The following is a 13463-nucleotide window of genomic DNA, read 5'->3' as shown; positions in this document are numbered from 1 at the left end:
GCGTGATCGCCACGACCGAAGACGGCCGCTCGCTCGAAGTGACCGTGCGGCACGAGGTGCTGCGCGTCGAGCCGTGGGGCGACGGCAGCCTGCGCGTGCGCGCGGGACGGCACCGGATCCTCGACGACGTCCCGGGCGCCCTGCTGCCCGCGAAGCCCTCGGCGGCGACGGCGTCGGCCGAAGGCCGCACCGGCCGGGTGGTCAACGGCGCGCTCACCGTCGTCGTCGAGATCGCCGACACCGACACGGGCATCGACGCGCAGCTGACGTTCTTCCGGACCGACACCGGCGAGGAGCTGCTGTCCGAGCAGCGCGCGCACTTCTGGTGGCCCGGCGCGCGGCTGTTCATGCCGTCGCGCAACGGCTACGGCCGGCTCGAGCAGCGGTTCACCGCCTACGACGACGAGCGGTTCTACGGCCTCGGCCAGCACACGCACGGCCGGCTCGACCAGAAGGGCCTGGTCCTCGACCTGGTACAGCGCAACGCCGAGGTGTCGGTGCCGTTCCTGCTCTCCAGCCGCGGCTACGGGTTCCTCTGGAACAACCCCGCGGTCGGCCGGGTCGAGCTGGCCGCCAACGGCACCCGCTGGGTCGCCGACGACGCGCGTCAGCTCGACTACTGGGTCACCACCGGCGACGGCCCGCGCGAGATCCTCGGCCACTACGCCGACGCGACGGGGTACGCCCCGATGTTGCCGGAGTGGGCGGCCGGGTTCTGGCAGTCGAAGCTGCGGTACCGCACCCAAGACGAGCTGCTCGCGGTCGCCCGCGAGTACCACGCGCGCGGGCTGCCGCTGTCGGTGATCGTCGCGGACTTCTTCCACTGGACGCACCTCGGCGACTGGCGGTTCGACCCCGCCGAATGGCCGGACCCGGCGGCGCTGGTGCGGGAGCTGGACGAGCTGGGGGTCAAGCTGATGGTGTCGGTGTGGCCGTCGGTGAGCCCGCTGTCGTCGAACTACCGCGAGCTGCACGAGCGGGGCCTGCTGGTCGCCGCCGAGAGCGGCGTCCCGGCCCACGCGCCGTGGCGGGACAAGGGCTTCGACGTCGAGATGCCCGTCGCGTTCTACGACCCGACGAACCCCGCCGCACGGCAGTTCGTCTGGGCTAAGGTCAAGGAGAACTACTACGACCTGGGCGTCCGCGCGTGGTGGCTCGACGGCGACGAGCCGGAGATCCAGCCCGGCCACCCGCACAACCTCGGCTTCCACGCCGGCCCGGGCGCAGAGGTGGTCAACCTCTACCCCCAGGCCAACGCCCAGACGTTCCACGACGGCATCCGCGCCGAAGGCGACGACGAAGTGGTGCTGCTTTCGCGCTCGGCGTGGGCCGGGAGCCAGCGGTACGGCGCGGCGCTCTGGTCGGGCGACATCCCGGCGACGTGGGCGTCGCTGCAGGCGCAGGTCCGGGCCGGGCTGAACGTGGCGGTGGCCGGGATCCCCTGGTGGACCACGGACATCGGCGGCTTCCACGGCGGCGATCCGGACTCGCCGGAGTTCCGGGAGCTGCTGGTCCGGTGGTTCCAGTACGGCGTGTTCTGCCCGCTGTTCCGCCTGCACGGCTTCCGCGACCCGCGGCCGCCGTTCGGGCCGTCGATGACGGGCGGGCCCAACGAAGTCTGGTCCTTCGGGGCGTCCGCGTACGCCGCGATTTCGGCCTCCCTGCGGCTGCGGGAGCGGCTGCGGCCGTACCTGATGACCCAGATGCGGGTGGCGCACGAGCAGGGCGTGCCCCCGATGCGGCCGCTGTTCGTCGACTTCCCCGCGGACGCCGGGGCGTGGGAGGTCTCCGACCAGTTCCTGCTCGGGCCGGACCTGCTGGTGGCGCCGGTGCTCGCGCCGGGGGTCACCGCCCGCCGCGTCCACCTGCCCTCCGGTGCCGTGTGGACGGACGCGGTGACCGGCTCGCGCCACGAAGGCGGAACCTGGGTCGACGCGCCCGCCCCGGCCGAGCGGATCCCGGTGTTCCTCCGTGACGGCGCGAACCTGCCGATCACCGCTCCGGAATGAGATCGGCCCACCGGCCCGGCGCGAGCGGCCGCGAAGGCCGAGCGCCCAGCCCGGCGGCCAGTGGCGCACCGCGTAGACGTCCGTGCGGGCTGCAGCAGGAGTCCCCACAGCTCGGCCTGCCACGCTCGCCGGTCGTTCCACCGGCAGCCGAGCTGCTGCACATGAGCGCGAGGGCCGGGAACGGCGTGAAGGGGGACATGCCGGGGTTGTCGCGTCCGGGCGCACCGCGGCGACACTGAATTAAAGTGGACCTGTGAGTCCAAAGCTGACCCCGAAGGGCGCCGCGACGCGGCAGCGGATCATCGAAGGCGCGGCGGCCCGGATCCGCGAGCACGGCGTGGCCGTCACGACGCTCGACGACGTCCGGGCGCGCACCGGCACCAGCAAGAGCCAGCTGTTCCACTACTTCCCCGAAGGCAAGGAAGAGCTCCTGCTGGCGGTGGCGCGGTTCGAGGCGACCCAGGTGATGGCGGCCCAGCAGCCGCAGCTGGGCGAGCTGAACTCGTGGGCGGCTTGGCGGCGCTGGCGGGACACGGTCGTCTCGCACTACCGAGAGCGCGGGCAGTACTGCCCGCTCAACGTCCTGATTTCCCAGCTGGGGCGCGCGACACCCGGTGCGCAGGCCGTGGTGACGGAGCTCTTGCGCAGCTGGCAGAACGAGCTCGAAGCCGGGATCCGCCGGCTGCAGGACAAGGGCGAGGTGAGCCCCGGACTGGACGCCGAACGCACAGCGGCCGCCCTGCTGGCGGGTCTGCAGGGCGGCGTGGTGGTGATGCTCTCGACCGGCGGCATCGAGCACCTCGAAGCGGCGCTCGACGTCGGGATCGAGAACCTGCGGGCGAGCGGGAGCCGGCGCTGAGCCCGGCTCCCGCTCCCGAAGTCAGGCGTTCTTGATCGCGGAGATCTCGAACTCGAGGGTGACCTTGTCGCTGACCAGCACGCCGCCGGTCTCGAGCGCGGCGTTCCAGGTCACGCCGTAGTCCTTGCGGTTGATCACGGTCGAGCCCTCGAAGCCGATCCGGTCGTTGCCGAACGGGTCCTTGGCCGAGCCCTCGAACTCGAACGGGATGGTGATCGAGCGGGTGACGTCCTTGATCGTCAGGTCGCCGGTCACGTCGAAGCTCGTCTCGCCGGTCTGCTTGATCTCGGTCGAGGTGAAGGTGATCTGCGGGTACTCGTCCATCGACAGGAAGTCGTTGCTCTTCAGGTGACCGTCGCGGTCGGCGTTGCGGGTGTCGATGCTGTTGGCCTGGATGGTCACCTGAGCGGACGACTTCTCCGGCGCCTCGCCGTCGATCGTGGCGGTGCCGGTGAACTCGTTGAAGCTGCCGCGCACCTTGGTCACCATGGCGTGCCGGGCGACGAACCCGATCCGCGAGTGGGCGGCGTCCAGGGTGTACTCACCGGTCAGCTGGGGGTAGGTGGTCGCGCTGGTCATGGCTCTACGTCATCTCCTCGTGGTGGCGCCCCCAAGTAATTGAGGGTTCAACGACACTGTACTCACTTTCACTGGTTGCGCAAGCAAGCTTTCGCTAGACTCGCCTGTATGGGTGAACGGTACGCGCTTGATCGCGACGAGGCTCCGTTCTGGCGAGCGCTGATGCGCGTCACGACCGCGCTGCCGCGCGCGCTCGAGGACCAGTTCCTGGCCGAGACGGGCCTGGGGATCACCGACTACGGGGTGCTCGTCGCGCTGTCCGAGGCGCCGGACAACCTGCTGCGCATCTCGGCGCTGGCGGCGACGACCGGGCTGTCCCTGAGCCGGATCAGCCGGGTCGTCGACGACCTCACCCGTCGCGGCCTGGTCGAGAAGCGCAAGTGCCCCGAAGACGGCCGCGCGTCCAACGCCGTGCTGACCGCCGCGGGATTGGCCAGACTGGAGGCGGCCTACCCGGGCCACCTCGCCCGTGCGCGGGCTTCGGTGTTCGACCACCTGAGCACCGAGGACATCCGCACGGCCGGGCCGGTGCTGGCCAAGCTGGCCGCGGCGCTGGACGCCACTCCCCCGACCGACGACTGCTGAGGACGCCGATGAGCGACAAGGGCGAATACGAGCGCGACCTGAACTACATCCCGGACCGCATCACCGCCGACGGCCGCGACGGCTGGCCGGTCGAGCCGGGCCGGTACCGGCTGATCGTGGCGCGGGCCTGCCCGTGGGCGAACCGCGCGGTGATCGTCCGGCGGCTGCTCGGCCTGGAGCCGGTGCTGTCGATGGGCATCGCCGGGCCGGTGCACGACGAGCGGAGCTGGAGCTTCGACCTCGACCCGGACGGCCGTGACCCGGTGCTGGGCATCGAGCGGCTGCAGGAGGCGTTCTTCAAGCGCGACCCGGAGTACCCGCGCGGCATCACGGTGCCGGCGTTCGTCGACGTCCCCAGCGGGAAGGTCGTCACCAACGACTTCGCGCAGATGACGCTGGACATGTCCACGGAGTGGACGGCCTACCACCGCGAGGGCGCGCCCGAGCTGTACCCGGAGAAGCTGCGCGACGAGATCGACGACGTCGCGCAGAAGGTGTTCACCGACGTCAACAACGCGGTGTACCAGTGCGGCTTCGCGCGCTCGCAGGAAGCGTACGAGCACTCCTACCGGAAGCTGTTCGCGCGCTTGGACTGGCTTTCGGAGCGGCTCGCGGACCAGCGGTACCTCGTCGGCGACACGATCACCGAGGCCGACGTCCGGCTGTTCACCACGCTCGTCCGCTTCGACGCGGTCTACCACGGCCACTTCAAGTGCGACCGGCAGAAGCTCACCGAGCTGCCGGTGCTGTGGGCCTACACGCGCGACCTGTTCCAGACGCCCGGGTTCGGCGACACGATCGACTTCCCGCAGATCAAGGAGCACTACTACGTGGTGCACAAGAACGTGAACCCGACGGGGATCGTGCCGCTGGGACCGGACGTTTCGGGCTGGCTGACCCCGCACCACCGGGAGGAGCTGGGCGGCCGCCCGTTCGGCGACGGCACCCCGCCGGGCCCGCCGCCCGCCGAAGAGCGGGTGCCCGCGCTGTAGGTTCTTGGCTACGGTGATCGCCATGGACCGCCTGCGCGATCGCCGAATCCTGGTCACCGGTGCCGGTTCCGGCATCGGCCGGGCCACCACCCTGCGCCTGCTGGACGAAGGGGCGCGCGTCGTCGCTACCGACGTCTCGGAAGCGGGCCTCGAGGACACCCAGGCGGCCGCCGGTCCCCCGGGCCTGGTTTCGTTCGCCATGGACGTGGCCGACGAGGAGTCCGTGGCGGCCGGAGTGGCCTCGGCGGCCGAGGTCCTCGGCGGGCTCGACGTGGTGGTCAACGCGGCGGGGATCCTGCTGGCGTCGCACACGCACGAGACGTCGCTGGAGCTGTGGAACCGGGTGCTGGCGGTCAACCTGACGGGCACGTTCCTGGTGACGCGCGCGGCGCTGCCGGCCCTGCTCGCCTCCGAGAACGGCGTGGTGGTCAACTTCAGCTCGACGTCGGCGTCGTTCGCCCACCCGTACATGGCGGCCTACTGCGCGAGCAAGGGCGGCATCCAGGCGTTCACGCACTCGCTGGCGCTGGAGTACAGCAAGCAGGGCCTGCGCGCGGTGAGCATCGCGCCGGGCAGCGTGAAGAGCGGCATCACGGACTCGGCGCTGAGCTGGCTGCCGCAGGACATCGACGTCTCGCTGTTCGGCCGCCTGCTACCGATCCTGCCGACCGACCACACGACGGAGGTCGGCAACCCGGTGGCCGGCCCGGAGACGGTGGCAGGCGTGGTGGCGATGCTGGCCTCCGACGACGGCAAGTTCATCACCGGCACGGAAATCCGCATCGACGGCGGCACGCACACCTAGGTCGGGACCACGGCACCGTCGAGCAACGGCCGCAGCTCGGTGACCACCGTCTCCAGTGGTGTGACGTCCTGGTGGGCCCGCGCCAGGACGATCGCGCCTTCCAACGCGCTCAGCATGAGCACCGCCAACGACATGGTCCGCGCAGCCGGCACGCCCAGCTCCTCCAGCGTCGAAGCCACCGGACGCTGCCAGCCCTCGAAAGCCTTGCCGACCGCTTCACGCAGGCTCTCGCTCGTCGCCGCCGTGTCCGCGACCGTCGCCACCAGGGGGCAGCCCGCGTCGAAACCCTGCGCCGTGAACTCGTCGCGCCACTGCGCGGCCATCGCCTCGAACAGCTTTCCCGGCGTCGGGTCCTCGAGCTTCGCGGCCATCCGCGCGACACGGCGGGCCGCGTAGTCCCCGGCCCACGCGACGGCTTCGGCGATCAGCTGGTCCTTACCGCCCGGGAAGTAGTGCTGCAGGGACCCCCGCGGGGCTTCGGCGTGCGCGACCACGTCTCGCATGCCGGTCGCCCCGACACCGTGGATCCGCACCAGCTGCGCGGCGCTCAGCACCATCCGCTCGCGCGGCGTCCGGGTCATCGGCTGCCTCCTTCATGACGTCCGTCATGGTAGCCCAGTCGGGGACGACCAGCGCGAAGTCGCGCTCGCCGCGTTCGTACGCCGGGACCGGCCGGAACCCCTGGCTCAGCAGCAGCGCTTCGGCGCCGGTGTTGCCGGCACGCACGGTGGCGCGGACCGTCCAGCCCGGGAACCGGCCCGACGCCCACAGCCACCGCGTCAGCGCACTGCCGATCCCCTGCCGCTGCCAGGGATCGGCGACGAGGATGCCGATCTCGGCTTCCCCCGGAGCCGGGGCGGCGAAGTTGAGCAACCCCACGGGCACGCCGTTCCGGGTGGCCAGCAGGGCGGGCGATCCGGCGAGCAGGAACCGCTCGTAGCGCCGGAAGATCTCGCCCGGCTCGGCCGGGCCGCCCATCAGGAACCGCCGCCGGAGGCTCTCCGGCGAGCAGGCCGCGACCAGCGCGGCGACGCACTCCCGGTCGGCCGGGCGGGCACCCAGCTCCCGGATCGCTATGACACCTGTCATGACACCCATGACAGCACAGTGCGACGCGAAGCACACTATGACGGCTGTCATAGATCGCGGGCACGGCAAGAGGCGGAGCGTGGTACCAAAGGCTGGATCTGGGAGAACGTCCCGGAGACCGGAGGGAGGAAAACCACTCCCCTCCATGTCTAACGTATAGCGCACCCCTGGGCTTGCGGCAAGACCCCCGTGATGCCGCACAATTCTCGGCCGTAGCCACTACCTGCGCAAACGCGGGTGATTCAAGGGGGTCTTCTTGTTCGACGTGATCATCGCCGGTGGCGGTCCGACGGGCGTGATGCTGGCGGCCGAGCTGCGGCTGCACGGCGTGGGCGTGCTCGTGCTGGAACGGGACGCGGAGCCGACGAAGGTCGTCCGCGCGCTCGGGCTGCACGCGCGCAGCATCGAGGTCATGGACCAGCGGGGGCTGCTGGAGCGGTTCCTGGAGCTGGGCACGAAGTACCCGGTCGGGGGTTTCTTCGCCGGGATTCCGAAGCCGTCGCCCGAGCGGCTCGACACCGCGCACGGGTACACCCTCGGCATCCACCAGCCCGTCATCGACCGGCTGCTGACCGAGCACGCGGTCGAGGCCGGTGCCGAAATCCGGCGCGGTTATGAGGTGACCGGGCTGAGCCAGGACGACGAGGGCGTCACGGTCGAACTGGCCGACGGCACGACCGAGCGGGCCCGGTTCCTCGTCGGCTGCGACGGCGGCCGCAGCACCGTGCGGAAGCTGCTCGGCGTCGGCTTCCCCGGCGAGCCCAGCCGGATCGAGTCGCTGCTGGGCGAGGTGGAGGTGACCGCCTCGCGGGAGGAGATCGAGGCCGCGAACATCGAGGTCCGCAAGACCCAGAAGCGGTTCGGCTTCATGCCGCTGCCCGACGGCACCTACCGCGTCGGCGTGCCCGCCGAGGGCGTCGCCGAGGACCGGCGGACCGCGCCGACCCTCGACGAGGTCAAGGTGCAGTTGCGGAAGGTCGCAGGCACCGACTTCGGCGTGCACTCGCCGCGCTGGCTGTCGCGCTTCGGCGACGCCACCCGGCAGGCCGAGCGGTACCGGGTCGGCCGCGTGCTGCTTGCCGGGGACGCGGCGCACATCCACCCGCCCACCGGCGGGCAGGGGCTCAACCTCGGCGTCCAGGACGCGTTCAACCTCGGCTGGAAGCTGGCGGCCGAGGTCACCGGCTGGGCACCGGAGGGCCTGCTGGACACCTACGAAGCCGAACGCCACCCGGTGGCCGAGGACGTCCTGAACAACACCCGGGCGCAGATGCAGCTGATGCAGGTGGAGCCCGGCCCGCGGGCCACCCGGCGGCTCATCGCCGAGCTGATGGAGTTCGACGAGGTCAACCGCTACCTGACCGAGAAGATCATCGCGATCGGGATTCGCTACGACTTCGGCGAAGGCCACCCGCTGCTGGGCCGCCGGCTGCGGGACGTCGAGCTGAAGCAGGGCCGGCTCTACGGGCTGATGCACGCGGGCCGCGGGCTGCTGCTCGACCAGACCGGCTCGCTTTCGGCCGCGGGCTGGGAGGACCGCGTCGACCACGTCGTCGACGTCAGCGAGGAACTGGACGTGCCGGCGGCATTGCTGCGGCCCGACGGCCACGTCGTGTGGACCGGCGAGGACGCGGCGGGGCTGCCGGGCGCGCTGCGGAAGTGGTTCGGGGCACCCACTGCCTGAGGAAACTGTTGCGGGACAACGAAGAGGGAATGTGACACAGGGGTACGAAGCGGAACTGGAGTCCGAACGCGACTACGTCGCCGGGCTGTACGCGCGGCTCGACGCCGAGCGCGCGCGGGTCAAGGGCGAATACGAGGCGGCGCTGGGCGGCAAGGGCGTCGGCGCCATGGAACGCGACGTCGGCGTGCGCGCGCTCGGCCGGCAGGTGAAGCGGCTCGACGTCGTCGACAACGGGCTGTGCTTCGGGCGGCTGGACGCCGTCTCGGGCGAGCGGTCCTACATCGGGCGCATCGGCCTGTTCGACACCGACGACGAGTACCGGCCGGTGCTGCTCGACTGGCGGGCACCGGCGGCGCGCCCGTTCTACACCGCGACCGGCGCGAACCCGGAGGACATGCGCCGGCGTCGCCAGTTCCACACGCGTGGGCGGAGCGTGCTGGGCTTCACCGACGAGGACCTGGGCCGGCCGGGCGGCGACGCGCAGGGTGACGCGGCGCTGCTCGCGGCCGTCAACGCGCCCCGCGGCGAGGGCATGCGGGACATCGTCGCCACGATCCAGGCGGAGCAGGACGAGATCATCCGGCTCGACCACCCGGGCGTGCTGGTGATCGAGGGCGGCCCGGGCACCGGGAAGACGGTCGTGGCGCTGCACCGCGTCGCGTACCTGCTCTACACCCAGCGGGAGCGGATGGAGCGGCACGGCGCGCTCGTCGTCGGGCCGAACCCGGCGTTCCTGAACCACATCGGCCGCGTCCTGCCGTCGCTGGGCGAGACCGACGTCGTGTTCACGACCACCGGCGACCTCGTCCCGGGCCTGCACGTCACCGCCGAGGACACCCCGGAAGCCGCGCGGCTCAAGGGGTCGCTGAAGGTCCTCGACGTGCTCAAGGCGGCGGTCGCCGGCCGGCAGCGGCTGCCGGCCGAGCCGGTGCCGGTCGTGCTCAAGGACGTCACCGTGCGGATCGACGCCGAGACGGCGGAGTGGGCGCGGCAGGAAGCGCGCGACAGCGGTCTGCCGCACAACGAGGCGCGCGCGGTGTTCACCGAGATCGTCACGTACGTGCTCACCGAACGCGCGATCGGCCGGATCGGGAAGGGCTGGCTCAGCCGCGACGACAAGGACGAGTGGGAGAGCATGCGCAAGGGCCTGCTCGCCGACCTCGCCGGCGACGAGAAGTTCACGGCCACGATCGACGAGCTGTGGCCGCTCCTGACGCCGGAGGAGCTGCTGGCGTCGTTCTACTCGGCCGCGCCGAAGGATTCGGCGTTGTTCCGGGCCGACGGTGCCGCGTGGACGGTGTCGGACGTGCCGCTGCTCGACGAGCTGGTCGACCTCCTGGGTCACGACAAGACGGCGGACAAGGCCGCCGAGCGGGCCGAAGCCCGGGTGCGGAAGGCCGAGGCGGAGTACGCCGAGGGCGTCTTCCAGACGATGAAGCTCGACCGCGAGGAGATGGACGAGGACGTCATGCTCTCGGCCGAAAACCTGCTCTACGCCGAGGACCTGGCCGAGCGGTTCGTCGAGGCCGACACCCGGACGCTGGTCGAGCGGGCGTCGGCGGACCGCGACTGGACCTACCGGCACGTCGTGGTCGACGAGGCCCAGGAACTGTCCGAAATGGACTGGCGGGTGCTGATGCGGCGCTGTCCCGGCCGGTCGTTCACCGTGGTGGGCGACCTCGCCCAGCGCCGGTCCGAGGCCGGGGCGCGGTCGTGGGACACGATGCTGAAGCCGTACGTCGCGGACCGGTGGGTGTACCGCTCGCTGACGGTCAACTACCGCACCCCGGCGGAGATCATGGCGGTCGCCGCCGCGGTGCTCGCCGAGTTCGCGCCGGACGTCACGCCGCCGGAGTCGGTGCGCGCGTGCGGGGTCCGGCCGTGGTCCCGGCTGGTCACCGGGGACGAACTCGAGCCGGCCATCGAGGAGTTCACCGCGGACGAAGCCGGCCGGGAGGGCACGAGCATCGTGATCGGGCCGCCCGGGGTGCCGGGCACGGTGCCGGCGTCGGAGACGAAGGGCCTGGAGTTCGACGCCGTCCTGGTGGTGGCCCCGGCCGCGATCCTCGCCGAAAGCGCGGCGGACCTCTACGTCGCGCTCACCCGGGCCACCCAGCGGCTCGGCGTGCTGCACGAAGGGCCGCTGCCGGCCGCGCTGCACGGGCTCGCGGAGGTGGTCCGGCAGTAGGCACGGTTCGCCGGGCGGGAGCGCGGGTACGTTGCGGGCGCCCGCGCTCCCCCACCGCGAAAGGCGTCCCGATGCAGCTCTACGCCGAACGGCCGATCCGCCGTACCGCCCAGCTCGTCAGCGACCTGCTCGCCCTGCTGCTCGTGGTCTTCGCGGTGTGGCTGGCGACGTCGGTCCACGACGAGGTGATGAAGCTGCGGGCGCCCGGCGACGGGCTCGTCGACGCCGGAACCGGGCTGCGCGGCACGTTCGACCACGCGGCCACCACCGCGGGCGGCATCCCGCTCGTCGGGGACGCGTTCGCGAAGGCCCTGCACGGCGGATCGGACGTCGGCACCAAGCTCGTCGACTCGGGCCGGTGGCAGATCGAAGCGGTGGAGAGCATCGCGTGGTGGATGGCGGCGATCATCATCGCGCTGCCGGTGCTGACGCTCGTCGTCACGTGGCTGCCGTTGCGCTGGCACTTCACCCGCCGCGCCACGGCGGCCGCGCGGCTGCGAGCCCTGGGCGACGAGGGGATGGACCTGCTGGCGCTGCGCGCGTTGGCGACCCAGCCGTTGCGCCGCCTGGCGAACGCCGGCGAGATCGCGACCGGCTGGCGGCAGCGCGACCGGGACACCATCGAGACCCTGGCGGGCCACGAACTGGCGCGCCACGGCCTGACCCCGTCGTGAGTGGTCAGCGCGGGCCTTGCCGCCGTCCCACCGAGCGGCCGATGAAGAACCCCAGGAGCAAGCCGACGACCAGGCCGATCGCGATGAAGAAGATCACCGTCGCCGCGGCGATCTTGCCCACCGTGCCGAGGAAGCCCTTCGCCTCGAACTCCCCGACCGTCGCCAGCGTCTGCGCGAGAACGTAGTGCGTCATGATCTCCAGGGTGGCACCGAACGCGGCCGCACGCGACGCGAAGGTCCCCCCACCGGGGCTCAGGACGCCGGTGAGGGGACCTCCGGTTCTCCGCGGGGCCGGGCGGACGAGTGCTCAGCCCACGGAGGGGCCCATCCCGAGGGACTGCGGCGTGCTCGCGTCCGGCGACGGCTGGTGCAGGCCTTCGTCCAGCGGGCCGAACTCGGTCATCAGCGCCGGGCTGCCACCCCACGGGGTCTGCTCCTCGGCGATCAGCGAGTTCGTGGTGAGCAGCAGGCCCGCGACCGACGCGCCGTTCTGCACCGCCGAGCGGCACACCCGCAGCGGGTCGACGACGCCGAGCGCGATCATGTCGCCGTAGCGGTCGTGCAGGGCGTCGAAGCCTTCGTCGTCGCCCAGCTCGCGGGTGCGCGCGACGATCTCGTGCGCCGGGTGGCCCGCGTTGTGGGCGATGAGGAACGCCGGCTCCGGCAGCGCGCGCCGGACGATCTCGACCCCGATCGCCTGGTCGCCGTCCAGCCCCAGGCCTTCCAGGGCCTTCTCGGCGTGCAGGAGCGCCGCTCCCCCGCCGGCCACGATGCCTTCGGCCATCGCCGCCCGGGTCGCGGACAGGGCGTCCTCGACGCGGTGCTGCAGTTCCTTGAGCTCGGCCGGGGTGGCCGCGCCGACGCGCACCACCGCGACCTTGCCGGTCAGGGCGCCGATCCGCTCGGTGAGCACGTCCTCGTCGACGCCGAACTGCGCGCGCTCCAGCTCCGCGCGCAGCTGCCCTACCCGGAACTCAACCGCGTCGGACGATCCCGCGCCGCCGACGATCGTCGTACGGTTCTCGGTGACCCGGACCTGCTTGGCCCGGCCGAGGTGCTCCAGCGTCATGGTCTCCATGGTGAACCCGGACTGCCGCGAGAGCACCGAGCCGCCGACGATCGCGGCGAGGTCCTCCAGCTTGTGCAGCCGGCGGTCGCCGAATCCGGGCGCGCGGACGGCGACCGACTGGAACGTGCCGTTCATGTGGTTGTGCACCAGCATGGACAACGCCGTGCCCTCGACCGTCTCCCCGATCACGACGAGCGGCCGCGGCGCCCGCATCACCTTGTCCAGCAACGGCATCAGCTGCTGCACCTTGGTGATCTTCTCCGCGCACATCAGGATGTACGGGTCGTCGAGCACGGCCTCCAGCCGGCCCGGGTCGGTGACCAGGTACGGCGAGAGGTAGCCGTTGTCGAACTCGAAGCCCTCGACGAAGTCGACGCTCATCCCGATCGACGGCGACTCCTCGACCGTCACCACCCCGCCGTCGCCGACGGTGTGCAGGGCCTTCGCGATGACGGCGCCGACCGCGTCGTCGTCGTTGGCCGAGATCGCCGCGACCCGCGCGTAGTCCTGTTCGGACACCACCGGGTGCGCCTGCTTCTCCAGGTGCGCCACCAGGAGCCCGACGGCGTGGTCGATGCCGCGCTTGACGAGCACCGGGTTGCCGCCGCGCTCGATGGCCCGCATACCTTCGCGGACGATCGCCTGGGCCAGCACGGTGGCCGTGGTGGTGCCGTCGCCGACGACGTCGTTGGTCTTGATCGCCGCTTCCTTGACCAGCTGCGCGCCCATGTTCTCGAACTGGTTCTTCAGGTGGATCTCGCGGGCGATCGTGACGCCGTCGTTGGTGACCACCGGCGAACCGGTGATCTTCTCGATGATCACGTTGCGGCCCTTGGGCCCCAACGTGGACTTGACCGCTTCGGCCAGCTTGTCCACACCCGCCAGCAGCAGGTCGCGGGCGTCCGAGCCGAACCGCAGTTCCTTCGCCAT

13 protein-coding genes are annotated in these 13463 nt (G+C 71.6%); 8 read left to right on the top strand and 5 right to left on the bottom strand.

Annotated elements, in window-relative coordinates; genetic code table 11:
- Positions 1-2 precede the first annotated feature (2 nt).
- Both ACYVLJ_RS16300 and ACYVLJ_RS16295 read left to right on the top strand, forming a co-directional pair.
- On the top strand, positions 3-2009 hold the full coding sequence (locus ACYVLJ_RS16300) for a glycoside hydrolase family 31 protein (RefSeq protein WP_460439210.1): 2007 nt from the start codon (positions 3-5) through the stop codon (positions 2007-2009).
- A 253-nt stretch (positions 2010-2262) separates the two neighbouring features.
- On the top strand, positions 2263-2868 hold the full coding sequence (locus ACYVLJ_RS16295) for a TetR/AcrR family transcriptional regulator (RefSeq protein WP_460439209.1): 606 nt from the start codon (positions 2263-2265) through the stop codon (positions 2866-2868).
- 21 nt (positions 2869-2889) lie between these two features.
- Here the strand turns inward: ACYVLJ_RS16295 and ACYVLJ_RS16290 are convergent, their stop codons facing one another.
- A complete protein-coding gene (locus tag ACYVLJ_RS16290; RefSeq protein ID WP_460439208.1) occupies positions 2890-3447 on the bottom strand; it encodes a YceI family protein in 558 nt (185 codons plus the stop codon).
- Positions 3448-3555: 108 nt separating this feature from the next.
- Here ACYVLJ_RS16290 and ACYVLJ_RS16285 point away from each other — a divergent pair, with 108 nt between their 5' ends.
- From ACYVLJ_RS16285 to ACYVLJ_RS16275, 3 genes are read left to right on the top strand one after another with little or no spacing between them, the layout of a single operon-like run.
- The gene (locus ACYVLJ_RS16285; RefSeq protein ID WP_451979988.1) at positions 3556-4032 is read left to right on the top strand and encodes a MarR family winged helix-turn-helix transcriptional regulator; all 477 of its coding nucleotides are present in this window, start codon (positions 3556-3558) and stop codon (positions 4030-4032) included.
- A gap of 8 nt (positions 4033-4040) precedes the next feature.
- Complete coding sequence (locus tag ACYVLJ_RS16280) at positions 4041-5024, top strand: glutathione S-transferase family protein (RefSeq protein ID WP_460439207.1); 984 nt, start codon at positions 4041-4043, stop codon at positions 5022-5024.
- A 22-nt stretch (positions 5025-5046) separates the two neighbouring features.
- Positions 5047-5829 carry an SDR family NAD(P)-dependent oxidoreductase gene (locus tag ACYVLJ_RS16275; RefSeq protein WP_451979982.1) on the top strand — a complete coding sequence of 261 codons (783 nt, stop codon included), beginning with the start codon at positions 5047-5049 and terminating at the stop codon, positions 5827-5829.
- Here ACYVLJ_RS16275 and ACYVLJ_RS16270 read toward each other — a convergent pair.
- Positions 5826-6332 carry an LmrA/YxaF family transcription factor gene (locus ACYVLJ_RS16270; RefSeq protein WP_460439206.1) on the bottom strand — a complete coding sequence of 169 codons (507 nt, stop codon included), beginning with the start codon at positions 6330-6332 and terminating at the stop codon, positions 5826-5828. The two genes, ACYVLJ_RS16275 and ACYVLJ_RS16270, sit on opposite strands and share 4 nt — an antisense overlap.
- The gene (locus tag ACYVLJ_RS16265; RefSeq protein WP_460439205.1) at positions 6265-6918 is read right to left on the bottom strand and encodes a GNAT family N-acetyltransferase; all 654 of its coding nucleotides are present in this window, start codon (positions 6916-6918) and stop codon (positions 6265-6267) included. The genes ACYVLJ_RS16270 and ACYVLJ_RS16265 overlap by 68 nt, the downstream gene beginning before the upstream one ends.
- A gap of 256 nt (positions 6919-7174) precedes the next feature.
- On the opposite strand from ACYVLJ_RS16265, the gene rox reads away from it, so the two are divergent.
- From rox to ACYVLJ_RS16250, 3 genes are all read left to right on the top strand, one after another.
- Complete coding sequence (rox, locus tag ACYVLJ_RS16260) at positions 7175-8602, top strand: FAD-dependent monooxygenase (RefSeq protein WP_460439204.1); 1428 nt, start codon at positions 7175-7177, stop codon at positions 8600-8602.
- Positions 8603-8633: 31 nt separating this feature from the next.
- Positions 8634-10790, top strand: a complete 2157-nt coding sequence (gene helR, locus ACYVLJ_RS16255; protein ID WP_460439203.1) for an RNA polymerase recycling motor ATPase HelR — start codon at positions 8634-8636, stop codon at positions 10788-10790.
- A gap of 71 nt (positions 10791-10861) precedes the next feature.
- Positions 10862-11464, top strand: a complete 603-nt coding sequence (locus ACYVLJ_RS16250; RefSeq protein ID WP_460439202.1) for a hypothetical protein — start codon at positions 10862-10864, stop codon at positions 11462-11464.
- Positions 11465-11468: 4 nt separating this feature from the next.
- On the opposite strand, the gene ACYVLJ_RS16245 is transcribed toward ACYVLJ_RS16250, so the two are convergent.
- Entirely contained in the window at positions 11469-11657 is a 189-nt protein-coding gene (locus ACYVLJ_RS16245) for a hypothetical protein (RefSeq protein ID WP_257920466.1), read from the bottom strand.
- 114 nt (positions 11658-11771) lie between these two features.
- Positions 11772-13463, bottom strand: coding sequence for an Hsp60 family chaperonin (gene groL, locus ACYVLJ_RS16240; protein WP_460439201.1), 1692 nt, complete (start codon positions 13461-13463; stop codon positions 11772-11774).

The sequence above is a fragment of the Amycolatopsis stemonae genome, from assembly GCF_054781455.1.
This window is presented reverse-complemented; position numbering and strand designations above follow the sequence as displayed.